Annotated in this window: 20 protein-coding genes; 6 read left to right on the top strand and 14 right to left on the bottom strand. The window is 71.5% G+C overall.

Features of this window, described 5'->3' with window-relative positions; genetic code table 11:
- Nucleotides 1–79: 79 nt before the first annotated feature.
- The 3 genes from ABZS40_RS03800 to ABZS40_RS03790 form a co-directional block, all read right to left on the bottom strand.
- Nucleotides 80–1045, bottom strand: a complete 966-nt coding sequence (locus tag ABZS40_RS03800; RefSeq protein WP_354941574.1) for an N-acetylmuramoyl-L-alanine amidase — start codon at nucleotides 1043–1045, stop codon at nucleotides 80–82.
- Nucleotides 1045–1197: a hypothetical protein gene (locus ABZS40_RS03795; RefSeq protein ID WP_354941572.1), complete on the bottom strand. Its 153-nt coding sequence runs from the start codon at nucleotides 1195–1197 to the stop codon at nucleotides 1045–1047. The genes ABZS40_RS03800 and ABZS40_RS03795 overlap by 1 nt, the downstream gene beginning before the upstream one ends.
- A 126-nt stretch (nucleotides 1198–1323) precedes the next feature.
- On the bottom strand, nucleotides 1324–2112 hold the full coding sequence (locus ABZS40_RS03790; RefSeq protein WP_354941570.1) for an aldo/keto reductase: 789 nt from the start codon (nucleotides 2110–2112) through the stop codon (nucleotides 1324–1326).
- A 128-nt stretch (nucleotides 2113–2240) separates the two neighbouring features.
- On the opposite strand from ABZS40_RS03790, the gene ABZS40_RS03785 reads away from it, so the two are divergent.
- Nucleotides 2241–3431 (top strand): threonine synthase, encoded by a 1191-nt coding sequence (locus ABZS40_RS03785; protein ID WP_354941568.1) that lies wholly within the window; start codon nucleotides 2241–2243, stop codon nucleotides 3429–3431.
- Between the two features lie 49 nt (nucleotides 3432–3480).
- Here ABZS40_RS03785 and ABZS40_RS03780 read toward each other — a convergent pair whose 3' ends face one another.
- The 4 genes from ABZS40_RS03780 to ABZS40_RS03765 all read right to left on the bottom strand — a co-directional run bounded on the left by ABZS40_RS03780 (nucleotide 3481) and on the right by ABZS40_RS03765 (nucleotide 8463).
- Complete coding sequence (locus ABZS40_RS03780; RefSeq protein WP_354941566.1) at nucleotides 3481–4848, bottom strand: pectate lyase; 1368 nt, start codon at nucleotides 4846–4848, stop codon at nucleotides 3481–3483.
- A gap of 258 nt (nucleotides 4849–5106) precedes the next feature.
- Nucleotides 5107–6906 (bottom strand): glycoside hydrolase family 15 protein, encoded by a 1800-nt coding sequence (locus ABZS40_RS03775; protein ID WP_354941564.1) that lies wholly within the window; start codon nucleotides 6904–6906, stop codon nucleotides 5107–5109.
- Between the two features lie 43 nt (nucleotides 6907–6949).
- Nucleotides 6950–7342 (bottom strand): cupin domain-containing protein, encoded by a 393-nt coding sequence (locus tag ABZS40_RS03770; protein ID WP_354941562.1) that lies wholly within the window; start codon nucleotides 7340–7342, stop codon nucleotides 6950–6952.
- 242 nt (nucleotides 7343–7584) lie between these two features.
- On the bottom strand, nucleotides 7585–8463 hold the full coding sequence (locus tag ABZS40_RS03765) for a sulfotransferase domain-containing protein (protein ID WP_354941560.1): 879 nt from the start codon (nucleotides 8461–8463) through the stop codon (nucleotides 7585–7587).
- 91 nt (nucleotides 8464–8554) lie between these two features.
- Here ABZS40_RS03765 and ABZS40_RS03760 point away from each other — a divergent pair, with 91 nt between their 5' ends.
- Complete coding sequence (locus ABZS40_RS03760; protein WP_354941558.1) at nucleotides 8555–9619, top strand: hypothetical protein; 1065 nt, start codon at nucleotides 8555–8557, stop codon at nucleotides 9617–9619.
- 8 nt (nucleotides 9620–9627) lie between these two features.
- Here the strand turns inward: ABZS40_RS03760 and ABZS40_RS03755 are convergent, their stop codons facing one another.
- Complete coding sequence (locus tag ABZS40_RS03755; protein ID WP_354941556.1) at nucleotides 9628–9909, bottom strand: adhesin; 282 nt, start codon at nucleotides 9907–9909, stop codon at nucleotides 9628–9630.
- Nucleotides 9910–10101: 192 nt separating this feature from the next.
- Nucleotides 10102–11235 carry an NAD(P)-binding domain-containing protein gene (locus ABZS40_RS03750; protein ID WP_354941554.1) on the bottom strand — a complete coding sequence of 378 codons (1134 nt, stop codon included), beginning with the start codon at nucleotides 11233–11235 and terminating at the stop codon, nucleotides 10102–10104.
- Between the two features lie 49 nt (nucleotides 11236–11284).
- Between ABZS40_RS03750 and ABZS40_RS03745 the strand changes: the two genes are divergently transcribed.
- Together ABZS40_RS03745 and dacB are read left to right on the top strand one after the other, a co-directional pair.
- A complete protein-coding gene (locus ABZS40_RS03745; RefSeq protein ID WP_354941552.1) occupies nucleotides 11285–12001 on the top strand; it encodes an aquaporin in 717 nt (238 codons plus the stop codon).
- A 66-nt stretch (nucleotides 12002–12067) separates the two neighbouring features.
- Complete coding sequence (gene dacB / locus ABZS40_RS03740; protein ID WP_354941550.1) at nucleotides 12068–13651, top strand: D-alanyl-D-alanine carboxypeptidase/D-alanyl-D-alanine-endopeptidase; 1584 nt, start codon at nucleotides 12068–12070, stop codon at nucleotides 13649–13651.
- Nucleotides 13652–13696: 45 nt separating this feature from the next.
- Here the strand turns inward: dacB and ABZS40_RS03735 are convergent, their stop codons facing one another.
- From ABZS40_RS03735 to ABZS40_RS03725, 3 genes are all read right to left on the bottom strand, one after another.
- Nucleotides 13697–14026: a hypothetical protein gene (locus tag ABZS40_RS03735; protein ID WP_354941548.1), complete on the bottom strand. Its 330-nt coding sequence runs from the start codon at nucleotides 14024–14026 to the stop codon at nucleotides 13697–13699.
- A 117-nt stretch (nucleotides 14027–14143) separates the two neighbouring features.
- Entirely contained in the window at nucleotides 14144–14998 is an 855-nt protein-coding gene (locus ABZS40_RS03730) for a hypothetical protein (RefSeq protein WP_354941546.1), read from the bottom strand.
- Nucleotides 14999–15281: 283 nt separating this feature from the next.
- Nucleotides 15282–15875: a pentapeptide repeat-containing protein gene (locus ABZS40_RS03725; protein ID WP_112582257.1), complete on the bottom strand. Its 594-nt coding sequence runs from the start codon at nucleotides 15873–15875 to the stop codon at nucleotides 15282–15284.
- 95 nt (nucleotides 15876–15970) lie between these two features.
- Here ABZS40_RS03725 and ABZS40_RS03720 point away from each other — a divergent pair, with 95 nt between their 5' ends.
- Nucleotides 15971–17200 carry a serine hydrolase domain-containing protein gene (locus ABZS40_RS03720; protein WP_354941543.1) on the top strand — a complete coding sequence of 410 codons (1230 nt, stop codon included), beginning with the start codon at nucleotides 15971–15973 and terminating at the stop codon, nucleotides 17198–17200.
- Nucleotides 17201–17228: 28 nt separating this feature from the next.
- On the opposite strand, the gene ABZS40_RS03715 is transcribed toward ABZS40_RS03720, so the two are convergent.
- Nucleotides 17229–17693: a PPOX class F420-dependent oxidoreductase gene (locus ABZS40_RS03715; RefSeq protein WP_354941541.1), complete on the bottom strand. Its 465-nt coding sequence runs from the start codon at nucleotides 17691–17693 to the stop codon at nucleotides 17229–17231.
- A gap of 42 nt (nucleotides 17694–17735) precedes the next feature.
- Nucleotides 17736–18374: a DUF6642 family protein gene (locus tag ABZS40_RS03710; RefSeq protein WP_124857839.1), complete on the bottom strand. Its 639-nt coding sequence runs from the start codon at nucleotides 18372–18374 to the stop codon at nucleotides 17736–17738.
- A gap of 305 nt (nucleotides 18375–18679) precedes the next feature.
- Between ABZS40_RS03710 and ABZS40_RS03705 the strand changes: the two genes are divergently transcribed.
- Complete coding sequence (locus ABZS40_RS03705) at nucleotides 18680–19459, top strand: D-Ala-D-Ala carboxypeptidase family metallohydrolase (protein ID WP_354941538.1); 780 nt, start codon at nucleotides 18680–18682, stop codon at nucleotides 19457–19459.
- Nucleotides 19460–19555 lie beyond the last annotated feature (96 nt).

The raw sequence follows: 19555 nt of genomic DNA, 5'->3' as shown, positions 1-19555 counted from the left end.
TAACACCCCCCACCCACACATAAAGTGCGGGGGGGCCCCCCCACAGCGCCCCCCCCCCCCACCGCTTGCGAGATCACTGTCAGACGCGGGTGAGGCGTACGGCGTCGGCGATGACCAGGCCGGTGGTGTTGCTCCACCGGCTCACGCCCACCCGGTTGGCGTCACCGGCCGGGAGTGTGAACGTGCCGAGGATGCGCCACTGCCCGCCGGTGGCCCGTTGGTCGACCCGGACGGTCTGGTTGCCGGTGCTGGTGGCGACGATGTACGGCGCGGCGCTGTTGTAGCCCGAGTTCGCCGGCCACCAGGCATCGACCCGGTAGCTGGCGGTGGCCGGGACGTTGAACCGGTACCACGCGACGTCGCTGGCGGCGACCGGATCCGCGTAGCGGTAGTCGGCGCCGTACCGCTGACTGGAGTACGACGACACGCCCCAGTTGGCGCTGGCGGTGAACCGACCGCTGGTGGTGTTGTCCACGGTGGAGGACCATGCCGTGCCGCCGCCGGCCATTCTCGCCGCCACGTCGGCGCGCATGACGTTCAGGTCGATGAACGACGGGTCGATCTTGCCGGTGGTGCTGGTCTCCCGGTGGCCCCGGGCGTAGCTGCTGTCCCGGCCGAGCCGGGTGAGCACGGCGGCGGTGGCGGCCAGCGACGCGTTGTACTGCGCGGCCGTCATCTCCTGGTTGACGCCGTTGTAGTCGATCTCCCACCCGATCAAGAGGGTGTTGCCGTCCCCGGCCGGGATCGGCCCACTGCCGCCGCTCACCCCGGCGTGGTTGCACCGGCCGGCGGAGATGACGTGGAAGACACCGTTGTAGTCGACGAGCGCCTGGCACAGCGGCCCCGGCAGGTCGGATCGGCCGTTGATGCAGATGCCGAGCGCCGGGTGCGGGTTGCTGGCGCTGGAGGTCGAGGCGGTGTGGTGCCAGAGCACCCCGATCGGGTCGAAGGAGCCGGGCCGCATCCGGTTGAGCCAGTCGCCCTCGACCACGACCTGGACCCCGGCGGCGCGCAGCACGTCCACCAGCCAGGGAATCGTCGCCATCAGGCGTCCTGGAGCAGGTCGGCGAGGCACTCGGCCTTCGGCGCGGCGCTGGCCGCGGTGGGTCGGGCGACGACGGTCAGCGCGGCCACCACCAGAGCGGGGATGCCGAGCACCCCACGGCGGCGCAGACGGATGGACGGGGTTCGGGCCATGGCGATCCTCCAGCGACGGCGGGTACGAACGGATCGACGAACGTGATGACGGGCACGCTATACCGTCACGTACGTCGATGTCGATACCCTTCACGGCCGCGTCGCAGGCTGAAGGAATTCGCCGATTCAGACCTCGCCGAGCGCGTCGATGTCGCGCATCTCCTCGGCCGTGAGCGAGAAGTGGAAGACGTCGAAGTTGGCGGTGATCCGCTCCGGGGTGACCGATTTCGGGATCACCACGATTTCGTGGTCGATGTGCCACCGCAGCACCACCTGCGCCGGGGAGACAGCGTGCGCGCCGGCGATCCTGGTCAGCACCGGGTCACTGAGGTCGCTGGTCTTGAACGGGCTGTACCCCTCCAGCACCACCCCCCGGTCCCGGTGCTCGGCGTGCCGCTGCCTGTCGTACAGCGACGGGCTCCACCGGATCTGGTTGACCGCCGGGTTCTCCTCGGTGGACTGGATCAGCTCGTCGATCTCCGCGGTGCTGTAGTTGCTCACCCCGACCGCCCGGGCGAGGTTCTCGTCGCGGGCGGCGAGCAGCTCGCGCCAGAGCGGGATGCTGTCCCCCGGTGACGACGGCGGCCAGTGGATCAGCCAGAGGTCCACGTGCTCGACGCCGAGCGCCTCCAGGCTGGCCTCCAGCGTCGCGCGCTCCCGGCCCACCCGGTCCGGCGGAAGCTTGGTGGTGATGAAGAGATCCTCCCGACGCAGCCCGCTCTCCCGCACCGCCCGGCCGACCTCCCGCTCGTTGCCGTACACGGTGGCGGTGTCGAGGTGCCGGTAGCCGGTGTCGAGCGCGGCCAGCACGGCGTCGTAACCGGCCTGGCCGGTGGCCTGCCAGGTGCCGAAGCCGAGCAGGGGCATCCGCACGTCACCGGGGAGCAGGGCGGTGGGCTGGTCGGTGAGGTCCATGAGGTCCGTTCTACCCCGCCGCGGCCCCCGCCGCCGAGCGAACCGGACACTCCGGCACCCAGCGGCTGGTCTTGGCCGGTACGCACTGGCAGACTCCCCATCGACGCGGTGTGACGGCGAGGAGCGACGTGTACCTGACCCACCTGGACTGCCCGCGCTGCGGCAAGGAGCACGCCGCCGACCGGTTACAGAATCTCTGCGAGTGCGGGTCGCCGCTGCTGGCCCGCTACGACCTGCCGGCGGTGGCGAAGGCGGTCACCCCGGAACGCTTTCCCCTGCGCCCGGCCGACCTGTGGCGCTACCGGGAGGTGCTGCCGGTCGCCGACCCTCGGCACGTCACCACGCTGGGTGAGGGCTGGACTCCGCTGTTGCGCGCCCCGGCGTACGGCACCGAGATCGGCATCGCGGACCTGATGGTCAAGGACGAGGGGTTGATCCCGACCGGCTCGTTCAAGGCCCGGGGCGCTGCGGTCGGGGTGAGCCGGGCCCGCGAGCTGGGCGTCGAGCGGATCGCGATGCCCACAAACGGCAACGCCGGGTCGGCCTGGGCCACGTACGCCGCGCGGGCCGGAATGGGCGCGACAATCGTCATGCCGCTGGAGGCGCCGAGCATCTGCCGGCGCGAGTGCGTCGCCGCCGGCGCCGACCTGCGCCTGATCGACGGCCTGATCGGCGACGCCGGTCGGCGGGTGGCCGAGCTGATCGCGGAGTCGAATGGGGCGATCTTCGACGCCGGCACGCTGCGCGAGCCCTACCGGCTGGAGGGCAAGAAGACGATGGGGTACGAGATCGTCGAGCAGCTCGGCTGGCAGGCGCCCGACGTGATCATCTATCCGACCGGCGGCGGTGTCGGCCTGATCGGCATCCACAAGGCGCTGCACGAGATGCGCGAGCTGGGCTGGATCGGCGACAAGCTGCCCCGGCTGGTGGCGGTGCAGTCCACCGGCTGCGCGCCGATCGTGCGGGCGTTCGCCGCCGGCGAGGATCGGGCGCAGCCCTGGGCGGACGCGCACACCGTGGCGTTCGGCATCACCGTTCCGGCCCCGTTGGGCGACGAGCTGATCCTGGCGGCGCTGCGGGAGTCCTCCGGTACTGCCGTCGCCGTCGACGACGCGGACATCCTGGCCGATCTGCGGGACTTCGCCGCCCGGGAGGGGCTGCTGCTCTGCCCGGAGGGGGCGGCCTGCCTCACGGCGGCGCGGCAACTGCGCGCGGGCGGGTGGATCCGGGCCGGCGAGCGGGTGGTGGTGCTCAACACCGGCTCCGGGCTGAAGTATCCGGACACCGTCGACGTCTCCGGCGTACCCCTGATGGGGTGAGGTGACGGCACCCCGCGGACCGGGGTACGCGGGGTGCCGTCGTGCCGGTCTACTGGTAGGTGATGTCCGAGGGCGAGTAGAGGCAGTTGACGCCGTCGGCGCCCTCGCCGATCTCGGTCGGCTCGCTGCCCTTCGGCACGCCCTTGTACTTCACGCAGATCGAGGTCTCCCGGTCCGGGTCGCCGACGATGGTGATCCGGCTGAACCGGGCGGTGTCGCCCCAGTTGGTGTTGATGCCGGCGATCGCGTCGGTGTTCCGGACGATCACGTTGTCGAACACCACGTGCCGCTGGTACGACGTGGAGCAGTTGCCGCAGGCGCGGTAGAGCTTGCCGGCGTTCTCCACCCGGAAGTTCTTGATGTAGACGGTGCCCGAGCCGTTGTGCTGGAAGACCTTGTCGCTGGCGGAGCGGGCCCCGCCGCCGTCGACGGTGTACGTGGTGCCGCCGCGGAAGGTCGCGGCGTCCTCGCCGACGTCCTCCCACCAGACGTTGATCAGGGTGCAGTTGCCCTCGCAGTGCACGCCGTCGCCGGCCGGGGCGCCGATGATCACGTTGCGCAGGGTGGCGCCGGCGGCCAGCTCGAACATCGGGTCCTGGCTCTCGCTCTGCCCGCCGTCACCGATGCCGTAGTAGCGCTTGAGCCCACCGTCGAAGGTGCCGGAGACCGCTATCGTCGCGTCCACCTTCTGGCTGCTGGTGGGCGTCGGCCAGCCAGCCGGCGGAGGTGTGGTGGTCGGCGGTGGCGTGGTGGTGGGTGGTGGGGTGGTGGTCGGCGGCGTGGTCGGGGTGCCGCCGCCGGAGGAGTCGACAGCCACGTCGTCGAAGCCGCCACTGGCGTACACGGTGACCAGTCCGATCCGGCCCGCGCCGGCCAGGCTGTTGCTGCCGGACGCGATCTGGGTGCCGTTGACGAAGCCGCGGATCGTGCTGCCGCTGGTCTCGATGCGCAGTGTGTACCAGGTGCCGGTGCCGACGCCCAGCGCGGCGGAACCGATCGCCGTGACGGAGCTGCCGTTGACCGCCTGGAGCTCGGCCCGGCCGGAGCCGAGCAGGGCCAGCCGGTACATCTTGGTGCTGCTGGTGGAGCGGGCGGCGAGCCCTACCAGGGCGCTGGACGAGCCGAAGTTCACCGGCCTGACCCGGGCCTGCACGGAGTAGTTGGTCCAGCTGGTCTGGCCGGCGAACTGCCGGGCCAGCTCGCTGCCGGCGTTGGACTGGTTGAGCACGCCCGAGCCGTCGACGGTCCAGGTGCCGCCGGACTTGGACCAGCCGGAGGTGTCGCCGTCGGTGAAGTCGTCGCTGAAGACGGTGGCCGCGAAGGCCGAGGTCATGCCGGCGGCGAGGGCCGCCGCTGTCACCCCGGCACCCACCGCCAGCAGGAGTGGTCGGCGGCCGGTGAGTCGTCTTTTCTGCACAGGTGTCCTCCTTGACGCATGTGGTGGTGATCCCTCGGCGGCCGTACCGAGACGTGTCGGCACGGCGTGCTGCGCTGAACGGGATCGGTGTGCGCCCCCGCCGGACGCCCGGATCCGAAGCGGAGTGAAGCGGGATCGAAGCCCTGGGGAAAGGGCTTTCCCGATGCTTCGAGGCTAGGACTGTCCAACCATCAGCGTCAATGCCTGGCGCTTGCAGGTCTGTTGCAGGATTCCGGCCCTGACGGAAACGCCGACCGATCAGTAGCTCTCCGGCTCGGTGATCCGCCAGGCCGCGTTGATCAGCCCGATGTGCGAGAGCGCCTGCGGGGTGTTGCCGAGCTGCATGCCGGTGGTGAGGTCGATCTGCTCGCTGAACAGCCCCACGTCGTTGGAGTAACCGACGACCCGCTCGAAGAGCGCCTCGGCGCGCTGCTGCTCGCCCGTCATCACCAGGCACTCCACCAGCCAGAACGAGCACAGCAGGAATCCGGCCGGGTCGGTCGTCCAGCGGCGCAGCAGGCCGTCCTCGGTGCCCAGCTCGCGCTCGACCATCGCGATCGTCGAGCGCATCCGCGGGTCGGTGGCCGGCAGGAAGTGCGTGACCGGCAGGGCGAGCACCGAGGCGTCCAGCTCCGCCGAACCGAACGCGCCGGTGAACGCCCCGATCCGCTCGTTCCACCCCTCGCGCAGCACGGTGTCGCGGATCTCGTCGCGTACCCGGGCCCAGCGAAGGGGGTCGGCCCGATCACCGAGCCGGTCGGCGAGGCCCACCGCCCGGTCCATCGTCAACCAGCAGGACACCTTGGACGAGACGTAGTGGCGCTCCTCGTCGCGGGTCTCCCAGATGCCCCGGTCCGGCAGGTGCCACGTCGCGGCCACCTGCTCGGTCAGCCCGAGCACCATCTCCCGCAGCTCGTCCTCGAACCGCGCGCCGAGGTAGTCGCGCAGCCGCCACACCGCCGACATCACCTCACCCGGCACGTCGAGCTGCCGCTGCCGCCAGGCGTCGTTGCCGACCCGCACGGGTCGACTGTCGCGGTAGCCGCGCAGGTGGGTGCAGTGGTGCTCGGAGAGGTCGCGCTCCCCCTCCAGCCCGAAGAGCACCGGCACGGGCTCATCGCCGAACCTCCCGATCGAGCGGGTCGCCCAGGCGAACAGCCGGGACGTCTCGTCGGGGCAGGCCGCCACCCAGAGCGCCCGCATCGTCAACGAGAAGTCCCGCAGCCAGGAGTAGCGGTAGTCGTAGTTCCGGTCGCCGCCGATCTGCTCCGGCAGCGAGGAGGTCAGCGCGGCGGCGACAGCGCCACTGCGGGCGTACGTGAGGCCGGTCAGGACCGTCGAGCTGTGTGTGACGAGTTCGGGGTAACGGCCGGAGTACCCGTGCGTCTCCCGGAACGCCTGCCACGCCGCTGTCGTCTCGGCGAGGGTGGTCAGCGGGTCCACCCGGGCCGGCGGGTCGCCGTACGCCTCGCCGAACGCGAGGTCCATCCCGATCACCTGACCGGCGGAGACCTCGAACTCGTGGGTCACCCGGTCGGCGCCCGCCCGCAGGTGCAGGCCCCCGGCGCGCAACATCAGCACCACCGGGCCGGCGCCGGCCAGCACCCCGCCGTCCGGCTGCTCGTGCAGGTACGGCGTGAGCAGGCCGTACTCCGGGCGGGGCGCGAAGTCCAGCGCCATCCGCACCCGCCCGGAGAGCCCCTCGACCACCCGGATCAGCACGGCGGGTGAGTTCTTGCCCAGCTCGTGGGCGCGGGCGCCGACCTCGGCGGCCAGCGCGTCGGTGACCGCCACGCTGCCCTGCGGGGTGTGGTGCACCGTCCGCAGAACCAACGTGTCCGGCAGGTACGCGCGCTCCACCCGGTGACCCGGGCCGCCGACACCGACCGGCGCCAGCCGGAAGTGGCCGGCCCCCGGGTCGAGCAGCCGCGCGAACACCGACGCCCCGTCGAACCGATGCGGGCACCACCAGTCGATCGAGCCGTCCTTGCCGACCAGCGCACCCGAACGAGAGTCCGAGAGGAACCCGTAGTCGGAGATCTGCGGCTGCTGCTCCACCCGCCGGGGGTACCCGCATCGGCCCGGATCAGGCCGGAGGCGATCACTCGGTCGGTGGCTCGTCCTCGCCCGCCGCCTCGGCCGCGTCGGCCTCTTCCTTGGTCTTGTGCACGGCCTTGTCGGCGTGCTCCGGCGGCCCGTAGACCGTGTACAGCACCAGCGGGTTGGGGCCGGTGTTGACGAAGTTGTGCTTAGTGCCCGCCGGCACCACGACCAGGTCGCCCGCGACGACCTTCCGCTTCGCGCCGGCGACCCGCGCCTCGCCGACGCCGCTCACGAAGGTGAGGATCTGATCGGTGTCCTCGTGAACCTCCTCGCCGATCTCTCCATCGGCAGGGATGGTCATGATGACCAGCTGAGTGTGCTCACCGGTCCACAGCACGCGCCGGAAATCCGGGCTCTTCTCGGCGACAGTCGCGATAGTGAAATGCTCCATGTCCACGCTCATACCCCGTCCGGCGGCCCGCCACGCCGGGACTCGCGAATGGTGGAATTTCCCACGCTGGGCGGGTTTGGATCCGCACGGAACGGGGATCGAGAAGCGGACCGGCACGATGGGCCGGTCGAGCCAGGTCCCCGCTGGCGTACCGCCGAACGGCTGCGATGGTGGGAGACGGCCAGAGCGCGGCGACGTTCCGATCACGGAGCGGCGCCGCGCGCTCTTGTGCGCCCGTAGGGCTAGCGGTGCAGCCAGGTGAGCAGGTCGGGCGGGGCCAGCTTCGCGGCCCTCTCCCGGTAGCGGGCCAGGCCGGCGTTGTCCAGGAGGTCGCGTCCCTGACCTGAGCCGCCTCGGCGGAAGAACGCCTGGCGGTCACGCAGCACGCCCAGCGTGTCCGGTGCGAGCCGGTCGGCGCGCTCCCGCATGCGACCGAAGGTGGCGGCCTCCACCAACTCCGGCCCCGGGCTCGGGAGTTTCCACGGGTCGGCGAGCCGGCGCATCTCACCGCCCAGATCGGCCAGCAGGTCGTCGTAGTGCACCAGCTCGACGTTCGGCTCGTGCCGGCGGGCCCACGCGTCACTCAGGTGCATCAGCACCCCGGGCAGTGAATCCAGCTCGGTGTGCGGGTCCACCTCCCGGTCGACCCAGCTCAGCAGCCACTCCCGCACTCCGGGCCGCTCTCGGGGTGGCCCGGCCGGGGCCGGTTGACCGGTCAGCTCGGCGAGGCGCGCCCGGTCCAGGTTGGCGCCCTGGTGGTAGAGGGAGACCGCCATGTCCAGCGGATGCCGGGCCACCACCACGTAGTGCGCCCGAGGGTCGAGCGGCACCCCGTCCAGCGGGGTGTGCGTCTTGATGAACCGCCGGTGTTCCTGGGCGGCCAGCCGGTCGTACACAGTGGCCTGCGGCTCGCCCAACCAGTCCAGCCACGGCGACAGCACCGTCAGCGGCGCCGGCAACTCCGGGGTACGAAGCACCAGGAGCGCACAGATCATCTGCATCCAGGTGGTGCCGCTCTTCGACCGGGTGCTGATCACGATGTCGCCGTCACGGAACGGGAAACCGCTCCACCGCGCGCTGTCCTCGTCGTCGGATCGGTATCTGTGGATTGGCTTGGGCACCGGTGGATGGTAGTCGCCGAACCGACAGTCCAGCAGCCGAATTCCGGCTTACATCCCTGGGTGATGTGCGTATGCCTGGCTAGATTGAACTATGGTGCCCGCCGACGGGGGCCGGGCGGCGGCACCGGTCTACCGCCCCATCCTCGCCAACCGACGGGGCGAGCTTGAGGCCCTGAACCACCTCGATCCCGCGTACGTCGCACTGGTCGCCCCGATCCTGGACATCGGCGAAATCGGTCGGTCCACGATGGACGCCATCCGCCGGTTGCCGTCCGGGCTGCTGCCCGCCATCGACGTCAGCGCGCTGCCCGACATCCCCGAGGCGGAGCTGACCCGTTGGGGCGTACCGGTGGTGCCGGTGATCGGGCTCTCCGAGAGCGACCACCGGCTGGTCGCGCACGGCGCGGCGGCGCGGGCGTACGGCCGGCGCGCGCTCATCCGGCTGCGGGCCGGTCGGGACCGGGCCGGGCCGGACGCGAGCACCACCGCCGTGGAACGGATCTGGCGGTTCACCGACCTCGTCCCGGAGGAGTGCGACCTGCTGGTGGACGCGGGGGACGTCTGCTGCCCGGCGGACGTGCGGGCCACCGAGCCGCGGGTACGCCACCTGCTGGACTGGGCGCGCCGCCACGCCTGGCGGTCGGTGACGGTGGCGGCGGGCGGTATGCCGCCGACGCTGTCCCGGTTGCCCACCGACGAGCCGGTCCAGCTGGACCGTTGGGACTGGCAACTGTGGCGACGACTTGCCGACGCCGGGGTCGACTACGGCGACTACGGCGTCCACCCGGCCGGGCCGGCCACCGGTGACGGCGACCGGTTGCCGACCGTGCGGTACACCGACGACGGCAGCTGGTGGGTCTACCGCTGGGCGCGACGCGGCGGCCGGGGCGACGACCGGTTCGCCGACCTGTGTCGCACGCTGGTGTCGGCGCCACACTGGCCGACCAGCGGGGCGGCCTTCTCCTGGGGTGACCACGAGCTGCTGCGCCGGGCCCGCCGGGGCGCCGGGGCCGGCTCGACCGCCAACTGGGCGGCGTGGAGCACCTCGCACCACCTGGCCCACGTGCTCGGCACACTGTTGCACCCGGCCGGCGACGGCGCGCCGCGGTGGCACCCCGGGCAGGGTCCACCGCAGCGGGGACGACCGCTGCGCTGAGGCCGGGTCTACTGCTTCTCGGTGAAGCCGAACTGGATGATGCCCTCGTCGTCGACGGTGGCGTCCACCGACGCGTCGCCGAGCAACTCGGCGGCGTCCTCGTCCAGGAAGATCCGGGCGCCCTGGTTGTCGACCACCCGATCGCCCTGTACCGGCTCGGGCACCAGCTCGACGCTGAGCGAGCCGGCCTCGGTGTCGGCGGCGATACGCACACCGCCGTCCTGGGCGACGTCCTGTTGGTTGGCGAGGTCACGGATGACGAGCACGGCGTTGTCGGTCATGGTGAGCATTGTTGGAACTCCTCGTGGATTCTCGGCTCGCGGTCGGATACCACACGGACCGGACAGTCAGCCCGCGTACGAGCACACGTGGGAGGCGACAGAGGGGCGAACGGTCATCGCCGTCGCATCGGATCGGGGCAGCTGACGGCCCCGTCACTCCCACCGTGCCCGCTGCCGGACCATCCGTCAAATAGAGCCAGGTCAGTGGAGAGCGGGGGCCGGCGCCAGCCAGGCGCGAATCTCGTTGACCGCCGTGCGGCCGGCCCGGTTGGCCCCGATCGTGCTGGCCGAGGGGCCGTACCCGACCAGGTGAACCCGTGGGTCGGCGACCACCCGGGTGCCGTCCATCGTGATACCGCCGCCCGGCGCGCGCAGCCCCAGCGGGGCGAGATGGTCGATGGCCGCCCGGAAGCCGGTGCACCAGAGGATCACGTCCGCCGACACGTTCCGCCCGTCCGTCCAGGCCACCCCGTCGGGCGTGATCCGGTCGAACATGGGTAGACGGTCCAGGACGCCGCGCTCGCGCAGTCGGCGTACCTCCGGGGTGACCGGAAGCCCGGTCACGCCCACCACGCTCCCCGGCGGTCGGCCGGCACGGACCGCCTCGTCCACCCGGGCCACCGCGGCGCGACCCAGTTCCGGGCCGAACTCCTCGTCGTTGAAGATCGGCGGCCGGCGGGTCACCCAGGTGGTGGCCGCCGCGACGGTGGAGACCTCGCCGAGCAGTTGCACGGCCGAGGTGCCGCCTCCGACCACCACGACGCGCAGGCCGGTGAACTCGGCCGGCCCCCGATAGTCGGCGGTGTGCAGTTGCCGCCCCCGGAAGGTCGACCGGCCCGGGTAGTGCGGCCAGAACGGTCGCGTCCAGGTGCCTGTGGCGTTGATCAGGGCCCGGGCGGTCCAGGTGCCCCGGTCGGTGTGCACATCCAGCCGGCCGTCCGGGCGGGAGCGCACCGCCCGGACCCGCACCGGCCGCCGCACCGGGAGGTCGAAGGCCCTTTCGTACGCGGCGAAGTAGGCGCTGACCTGCTCGGAGGCCGGGCGTTGGGGATCGGTGGGCGGCAGCGGCAGACCGGGCAGGTCGTGGAAGCCGTGCACCCGGTCGAAGACCAGCGTCGGCCAGCGGTGCTGCCAGGCGCCGCCGGGCCCGTCGTCGGCGTCGAGGATGACGAAGCCGCTGCCGGGCGCGAATCCGGTGCGGTGCAGGTGGTGGCCGGCGCTCAGGCCGGCCTGCCCAGCGCCGATCACCACGACGTCCGCGGGGTGGGTGTCCACGTGGACTACAACGCGTCGGACGTCGTCGCTGTGCCCGTGCTCGACCGTCGCGCCGATCACAGACGGCCATTCCGGCTTCGACCACCTGACCTGCACTTACGCTGAGTGCATGAGCGACTTCCGTCGGTACGCGGCCGAGTTCCTCGGCACCCTGCTGCTGGTGTTCTTCGGGGTGGGCAGCGCGGTCGCCGCACGGGTCCAGGGCGGCGTGGTGGTGGTGGCGCTGGCCTTCGGGTTCGTGATGGTGGCCCTCGTCTACACGATCGGCCCACTCTCCGGCAGCCACGTCAACCCAGCGGTCACGCTCGGTGTGCTGCTCTCCGGCAAGATCTCGCTGCTCGGGGCGGTGGCGTACTGGATCGCGCAGTTCGTCGGCGCGACCGTCGCGGGCTTCGTGCTCTGGGCGCTCACCCGGTGGGGTGACGTCGCGGACCAGACCGGGGCCCTGGGCACCAACGGTTACGGCGCGCACATCAACCGGGGCGGCGCGGCAGTGCTGGAAGTCGTGCTGACCTTTCTCTTCGTGCTGGTCGTGCTGGTGGTGACCAGTCGGAGCGAGAATCCGGGCACCGCCGGACTGGCCATCGGGTTGGCCCTCGCCGCGACCCAACTGGTGGGCGTGACGCTCACCGGCGCGGCGGTCAACCCGGCCCGCGCGTTCGGCCCGGCGGTCTTCGAGGGCGGTGCAGCCCTGCGGCAGCTCTGGGTGTTCATCGTCTTCCCGCTGCTCGGCGGGGCGCTCGCCGCACTGGTCGCGCCCATGGTCATGGGGGCCCAGCGGCACTACTGGGGTGGTCACGAGAAGTCGGTCGGCGGGCCGAAGTAGCCCAGACGGCAACATCTTTCGCCGGAGGGCCTTCTCCGGCGAATATCTCCGTGACAGCATCAGCGGATGCATCGCCGTCACTTTCCCCGGGCCCTCGCGCTGCTCGCGCTGGTAGCCACCGCGGCCACCGCCGGCGCGCCCGGCGCCACGGCCGAGTCGCCCACCGCCGCGACGACCCAGTTGCGCGCCACCATCGACACGATCCTCGCCGACAGCCGGCTGGCCGGCGCGCAGGCGTCGGTGGTCGTGGTCGACACCAGCACGGGACAGACGCTCTACGACCGCAACGGCGACCGCCGGCTGGTCCCGGCGTCCAACACCAAGCTGCTGACCTCGACGGCCGCCCTTGAGCTGCTCGGCCCGGGGCACCGCTTCAGCACCGACGTACGGGCCAGCGGCAAACGCCGTGGGGGCCTGCTCTCCGGCAACCTCTACCTGCGCGGCGGGGGCGACCCGACAATGCTCGCCGCCGACTACGACGCGCTCGCCGCGCAGGTCGCCGCCGACGGCGTCCGGGTCGTCAGTGGAAACCTGGTCGCCGACGACACCCGCTACGACCGCACCCGACTCGGCCCCGACTGGACCTGGGACGACGAGCCCTACTACTACGCCGCCCAGGTCTCCGCGCTGACCGTCGCCCCGGACACCGACTACGACGCGGGCACCGTGATCGTGCACGCCGCACCGGCCGACCGGGCCGGCGCCCCGCCGGTGGTCACCACCACCCCCGCCACCGGGTACGTCCACGTCGACAACCGCGCCCAGACGGTCAGCGACGGCGCGACCTCGATCTCGATCGAGCGCGAGCACGGCGGCAACACCGTCGTGGTGACCGGTCAGATCGCCGTCGGCGACGAGCCCGCCAGCGACTGGGTCACCGTCTGGGAACCCAGCGGCTACGCGGCCGACGTGTTCCGGGCGGCGCTGCACCGACACGGCGTCCGGGTGCTCGGCCAGACAGTGCTCGGCCAGCCGACCCCAGAGAGGGCGCACCCGGTGGCGCGCCACGACTCGATGAGTCTGGGCGAGCTGATGACGCCATTTCTGAAGCTGTCCAACAACGGGCACGCCGAGGTGTTGACCAAGGAGATCGGCCGCGTGCTCTCCGGCTCGGGCACCTGGACGGCCGGTATCACAGCGATCAGCGAGTACGTCGCCGACACCGGGATGGACACCGGGAAACTGCGCCAGCGTGACGGCTCAGGGTTGTCCCGGCGCAACCTGATCCCGGCGGCGGAGTTCGTCGACCTCCTGAGTGCCGTCCGCGCCGAACCGTGGTTCGCGACCTGGTACGCGGCGCTGCCGATCGCCGGCCGGCCCGAGCGGTTCGTCGGCGGCACCCTGCGCAGCCGGATGGTCGGCACGCCGGCGGCGGGCAACGTGCACGCCAAGACCGGCAGCCTGACCGGTGTCTCCGGGCTCTCCGGCTACGTCACCAGCGCCGATGGTCGACTGCTGGCGTTCTCCATCCTGCTGAACAACTACCTGACGGCGTCGGTGAAGTCGCTGGAGGACCAGATCGCCGTGGCGCTGGCCGGCTTCCGCGAGGGTGGTGCGTCGAGGGCACGGGTGGCCCCGCCGGCGGTGCCGGAGACGCCGCGCACCCCGGAGGGCGTCGAGTGCTCCTGGGTCAAACCGATCACCTGCTGAGCGGCGGCCGGGAGGCGCGAACGCGCCTCCCGGCCCGGCGAGCGCTCAGGCCGGACGGTCTGGTGGGGGGACCACCGCCGTCGGGTCACCACGTTCGATGAGCGCGGCGATCTCAGCGGCCCGCAGCCCGCGCAGCGCCAGCACCCGGGTGCCCCAGCGGTGCAGGCGGCACGGGTGCGGGCTGGCATCGTTGCGGCAGACCACACCACCGGACCACCGTCGGGGGGCGTGCACCACCACCGCCCGTACGGCGAACTGGGTGTCCTCGCCCGTCACGTACGGCGGCAGGGGGATGTCGCGAAGAACCTCCCCGGACGCTTCACCGATACCGGACGAAGCGGCATGACGGACGCGGTGGGCGGTGCTGCTACTCATCTCCGCTGCCTCCACACTGGATGGTCGGATGGGGACAGCAGAAAGTTACGACGCATTCGACAGTCCGCGACGGACAAACTGTCCCGCTGTCCCGATGCGCAGCGATCAGTCAGTCAGTCAACGCACCGTCACGGCCTGGAGGCCGACGTTGCCGCAGTGCTGCGTGAAGACCTTCTCGACGGTCCAGTTCAGCAGCAGCCGGGCGCCCTTCGGCACCGTGAAACGGATGGTGAACTGGGCGCTCTGACTGGTGTAGGGGTCTTCCAGTCGAGCGGTGCTGGCGGGTCCGCCGGTGGACAGCCGCGCCTCCAGCCGCCCCCGGGCCATCCAGATGCCGGCGTAGAGCTGGACCGTGCGCGGCTCGCCGCTGCCGGCGACGGCGAGGCTGAACCCGTTCCCGGCACCGCAGGCGTAGACGCCGTTGGAGCTGCCGTTCGTCGACCGCTCCGGTGTGCCGTCGGACCAGCGCACGTACTCCTGGTTGCCGTCCCAGCCGACCCGCCGGCCGGCGCCACCCCCGTCGATGATCTCGCCGGAGCCGGAGCGCTTACGGTTCGTCGACCGGCCGCCGCGCTCTCCCCAGTGCACCCAGTCCCGGGCGCCCACCGCAGTGAGGTCGACGATGGCGGGCATCTCGCCCCTGCTCACCGTCAGCGCCGGCGCACCGGGCTTCGCCGGCGGCGGGGCCGGCGCGCTGGCCGACGGGGTCGGCTCCGGCGAGGGTGGGCGCTGGCGCGGACGCAGGCCGGGCGTCGCCGGCCCCGCCTCGCCGGTGCGCCCGTCGGCGGCCGGGAGACCGGGGGAACGGGCCCCGACGGGCACGCCGCCCGGACCCGCCTGGTCGTCGTCCGGCGCCGGACCGGACCGGGTGGCGAGGTAGGAGATCAACACCACCAGGCAGACGAGTACGGCGGCTCCCTCCACCGCCCAGCGTCGCCGCTGTCGGGCGCGGCGCAACAGGCTGCGGGTCACCCCGGCGGTAATGGCACGCGGACGGTGCCTCGGCGGCGCGTCGCCAGCCCTCGAACCAGCCCGCGTGCGGTCTTCGTCCGCCACCGACCCCTCCAACTCCGCCGCCCGGCCGTTGTGGACCGCCGAGGACCACACCATCCACTGTGGGCAGTTTCACGTTTGTCCGGGCGTGGACGACACGCTAGATCCGGACTACCGGACGTGTCCAGCCCACAATGGGACGCTGTCGGACAACCCGGCCCGCCCGGACGGACACTTCGGCAGACCACGAGCGCCTTTCCGGTCAGCCGATCCGGAAGCCGAGCAGTTGTGCGACGACCACGGCCTGCTCGACGTCGATCACGGCACCGGCCCGTTCGACGACCGTCGGGTCCAGCGCGGTGAGATCGCTGCCCCGCAGGTCGGCGCCCCCGAGCCGGACGTTGGTCAGCTGCGCCCCGGAAAGATCGACACCGGTGACCGTAGCACCGGTGAGATTGGCCCGGGTGAGGTCCACCTCGCGCATGCGCACCCCGGTCAGCCGAACACCACGCAGGTCGGCACCGGGCAGCGCGACGAAGGACCAGTCGCCGCCGTCCACCGTCAACGGACGCAGATCACACTCGCTGAAGGTGCTGCCGACCAGCTTGCAGCCGGTGAACTCGGCCTCGAAGAAGTTGCACCGCCGAAAGACGCAACGGGTGAAGGCGGAGTCGACATGCCGGGAGGCGTTGAACGCCACGTTGCCGAACGTGCACCCGGTGAAGACCGCCCCTCTGCTCACCGCCTCGGTCAGGTCCACCCCGAAGAACTCGCAACCCACGAAGTGCCGGTCGGTCAGCTCCTCGCCGTACCAGTCCTCGTTGCGGAAGGTCACGTCCTCGGTCAACTCCGGCATCCGGCCAGGCTAGTGGGCGCCGCCGACAGCCGACGGCCGGCGGGCCGGTGCCGGCCCCTTCCGGTGTCGGTGTACCGGCGAGTACGTTCGGCGGCGTGAGTGTGGCTCGGAGCAAGGACCCGGATCAGATCGGTTTCGACAGGGCGCGGCTGGCGCGGATCGACGAGCACTTCGGCCGGTACGTCGACGACGGCCGGCTGGCCGGCTGGCAGGTGGTGGTCACCCGTCGCGGCGAGGTGGCGCACTCCTCGACGTACGGGCTGCGCGACCGGGAGTCGGGCGCACCGGTCGAGGCCGACACCCTCTGGCGGATCTACTCGATGACCAAGCCGGTCACCTCGGTCGCGGCGATGATGCTGTGGGAGGAGGGCCGGTTCGAGCTGACCGACGAGATCAGCCGCTGGCTGCCCGAGTTCGCCGACCTGCGGGTCTACTCCAAGGGGTCGGCGCTCAAGCCGTACACGGTGCCGGCGGTCGAGCCGATCCGGGTCTGGCACCTGCTCACCCACACGGCGGGCCTGACGTACGGCTTCATGCAGACCTCGGTGGTCGACGGGCTCTACCGGGCCGCCGGCTACGACCTGTACCCGCCGGCGGACGTCGACCTGGCCGGCGCCTGCGCGGCCTTCGGCGAGCTGCCGCTGCTGTTTCAGCCCGGCTCCGCGTGGGGCTACTCCGTCGCCACCGACGTGCTCGGTCGACTCGTCGAGGTGATCTCCGGGCAGAGCCTCGACGCGTTCTTCGCCGACCGGATCTTCGACCCCCTGGGCATGACCGACACCCGCTGGTGGGCCGACGGCGACGAGGCCGACCGGCTGGCCGCGCTCTACGTACCGGAACCGCGCAGTGGCCGGGCCGTCCGCTACGACAGGCTCGGGTCGCTCGCGTTCAGCAAGCCGGCCCTGCTCTCCGGCGGTGGCGGCCTGATCTCCAGCGCCGCCGACTACCACCGGTTCACACAGTTGCTGCTGCGCGGCGGCGAGCTGGACGGCGTCCGGCTACTCGGGCCGCGCACCGTGCGGTTCATGACCCGCAACCACCTGCCCGGCGGTCAGGACCTGGGCACCCTGTCCACCGGCGGCTTCGCCGAGACCACCCTGGACGGGATCGGCTTCGGCCTCGGCTTCGCGGTGGTCGACGACCCGATCCCGAGCCGGGTGCCGAGCAGCGTCGGCGAATACTACTGGGGCGGGGTGGCCAGCACCGCGTTCTGGGTCGACCCGGCCGAGGAGATCACCGCGTTGCTGTTCACGCAGCTGATGCCGTCGAGCACCTACCCGCTCCGCTCCCAGCTGCGCCAGCTCGTCTACGCCGCCCTGGTCTGACGGACCCCGCACCGGCCCTACCGGACGGTCAGTCGGCGAGGCGGGCCGGGAAGCCACCGGTGGCGATCGGACCCCAGGCGTCGATGGTGACCCGGATCAGCGACTTGCCCTGGCGCACCATCGCCGCCCGGTAGTCGTCCCAGTCCGGGTGCTCGCCGGAGATGCTGCGGAAGTATTCGACAAGTGGCTCCAGCGCCTCGGGCAGATCGAGCACCTCGGCGGTGCCGTCGATCTGCACCCAGGGGCCGTTCCAGTCGTCGCTGAGCACGCAGGCCGAGACCCGGGGGTCGCGGCGGAGGTTGCTCACCTTGGCCCGTTCGGGGTAGGTGGAGACGACCAGCCGCCCCTGCCCGTCGACCCCGGCGGAGACCGGGGAGGACTGCGGGCGCCCGTCGGCCCGGGTGGTCAGCAACACGACGCGGTGCCGGGGCCGGAGGAAGTCGAGCAGGCCGTCGCGGTCGACCCGGGTGTTCCTTGCGATGCTGCGTGCCATCCCCCGTTCCTACCAGGGCGCGGGCGCAGCCGGGCCGGCGGGTCAGCGGGGCGGGGCCGCGGCGCGGTGCACCGCCTGGGTGGGCACCCGGGGACGGCCGGACGGACGCCAGGCCCGACCGTTGGCGTAGATCACCCGGAAACCGAGGTACGACGCGAGCGGCGCCCAGTGGGCGGAGCCCATCCGCAGCTCGGCGGCATTGTGTCGCTGGCCGTTGGCGAGCACGTCGAGGAGCACTGTTTCGAAGGCCGCCGATTCGACCCAGTCGACCTCCCGGGTGAACCCGCAGATCAGAGCGGCTCCGGTGACCTCCAGGAACTCGCGCAGCACCGCGTCCGAGGCGCGCAGCACCGAGCAGCTGCCGAAATAGAGTCGTCGCCCCTCCGCGCGGCCGGCCATCAGCTCGGCCACCTCGTTCAACTCCACGGACTGCCAGTCGGTGAGGCAGAGCCGGCTCGGCTCGCCGTGCATGGCGAAGAAGCCGACCCGGTGGTCGGCGTACTGCTTGAGCAGCCAACGGTCCAGGAAGTAGAACAACTCGTCGCGGGTGGCCGCGTCCTTGTGGATGAAGCGGATCTTGCCCAGCCGCTCGAGCAGCTCCAGGGTGGGCAGCACCGAGCCCCGCTCGTTGAGGTCACGGTGCCACTGACCCTCGACACAGAAGACGCCACCGCGTGCCACGCGCACCTCCGCCAGTCCGCCGTCCCGAGGCTGACGTTACCGGCCGCCATCGCCCCGGGAACATCACCCTCCGTGTGGCAGATTGCGACGTTCGGTGCGCTTGGTGGTAGGAGGGGTGATCGGTCGGAAATGGCTGTTTCGCAAATCAGCCGAATTCCCAGCCAATACCCAGGGACAGCGGATTGTGAGCACGATTCTCGTTAACCACCTCCAACGGCACTGATCAGTGCGAGGGTGGAAATCACGGGACTTCTCGGTCGATGTCCTGGTGCCACCCCATTCGCTCTCCTATCGGGAGGACTTCTGTGCGCGTAAACACCTTGAAGCGGGTCGCCGTCGCGTTCGCCCTGGCACTGCCCGGGGCCGCAATCGCCACGGTGGTCGCCGCACCGGCGGCGCACGCGGACGGCTGTTACACCTGGAACCGCACCCTGACCCAGGGGCGCTCCGGCGATGACGTCCGCCAGTTGCAGCTCCGAATCGCCGGATGGGCCGGCTACCGGGACATCGTGGAGAACGACGGCCGCTACGGGCCGAAGACCGCCGCCGCGGTCAAGCGGTTCCAGCAGGCGTACGGGCTGCGCGCCGACGGCATCGCCGGCCCACAGACCTTCGCCAAGCTGTACCAACTCCAGGACAACGACTGCACGCCCGCGCACTTCAGCTACGGCGAGCTGGACAACGGGTGCGGCGGCAGCGGATACAGCGGCGGCCCGCTGTCGGCGAACCAGACCAAGCAGAACGCGCTGCGCACCATGTGGAAGCTGGAGGCGCTGCGCAAGAGCCTCGGCGACAAGCCGCTCAACGTGTCCAGCGGGTTCCGCAGTCGCGCCTGCAACAACCAGGTCGGCGGCGCGTCCGACAGCCAACACCTGTACGGCAACGCGGCCGACGTGACCTCACGGACGTCCTCGCTGTGCCAGGTCGCCCGCGGCGCCCGTAACAACGGCTTCAGTGGGATCTACGGGCCGGGCTACCCCGACCACGACGACCACGTGCACGTCGACTCGCGTCGGGAGAACAACAGCGACAGCAGCTCGAACACGACGAGCTGGTCCGCCCCGGACTGCGGGGTCGGCAACTGAGCGCACCCGCTCGGAGCGACGTCGGCCCGACGCGGAGGGGGAATCTTCGCGCCGGGCCGACGTGGTGTCGCCCCGGGTCGGGTGGGCGGAGGGGGT

This window comes from Micromonospora sp. NPDC005324, from assembly GCF_040607155.1.
Taxonomy (GTDB): Bacteria; Actinomycetota; Actinomycetes; order Mycobacteriales; family Micromonosporaceae; genus Micromonospora; species Micromonospora trifolii.
Note: the sequence above shows the minus strand (reverse complement) of the source record. Positions and strands in the feature narration are given on the sequence as shown.